Raw genomic sequence first — 839 nt, 5'->3', positions numbered from 1 at the left:
CTTCAATGTAGAAGCCGTGCACCTTGTTGAACTGCACACGCAGGTTGGCGATGCCGGTGCGGGCTTTTTCGCGGCCTTCCAGGTCCAGCAGGAAATCGTCGCAGTTGGTCTGGATGGCGCGCAATTCGTCCAGGTCTGCATCGCAGCCGTGGTTGATGACGCCGCCGTCGCGTATCAGTGCGGCGGGCTCGTCCAGCACATAGCGGCCCAGCAGTTCGCGGCAGCCTTCCGGTGGTTGCAGGTCTTCAAAGATTTTGGTTAAAAGTGCCGGCAGCCCAATATTGGCGGGCGCAACCAGCTCTGTTTTTTGTAGCGTGTCTTTCAGGGCCACGAGCTCGCGCGGCCGCACCTGGCGCAGCGCGATGCGGGCGGTGATGCGTTCCACATCGCTGCAGCCCTTGAGCCTGGCGCGCAGGGTTTGCTGGGAGCCGCTGCGCAGGTGGGTAATGGCATCCAGCCTGTCGGCGGCCTGTGCCCGGTCACGGCGCGGGGTGAGCAGCCAGCTTTTCAGTGCACGGCTGCCCATGCCGGTGGTGCAGGTGTCCAGCAGCGAAAACAGCGTGGGCGATTCTTCGCCGCGCAGGGTCTGCGTGAGCTCCAGGTTGCGGCGCGTGGTTTGCGGCAGCTCGATCAGCTCGCCCGAACGCACCACCTGCAGGCCCTGCACATGCGACAGCGCCCGGCCCTGGGTGTGTTCAGCGTAGCCCAGCAGTGCCGAGGCGGCGGCGTGCGCCTCATTCAGTGCTTCAGCATTCCAGGATGCGAGCGAGGCGACCTTGAGCTGGTCCAGCAGGCGGCGCGCGCCCAGGGCGGAATCAAACTGCCATGCGGGGCGGGCG

Annotated in this window: 1 pseudogene; it reads right to left on the bottom strand. The window is 65.6% G+C overall.

Annotated elements, in window-relative coordinates:
* A pseudogene (locus tag AC1D1X_RS24650) lies at positions 1-839 on the bottom strand (DNA mismatch repair protein MutS); the annotation flags it as partial.

This window comes from Polaromonas sp. P1_G4 (assembly GCF_056405475.1).
Note: the sequence above shows the minus strand (reverse complement) of the source record. Positions and strands in the feature narration are given on the sequence as shown.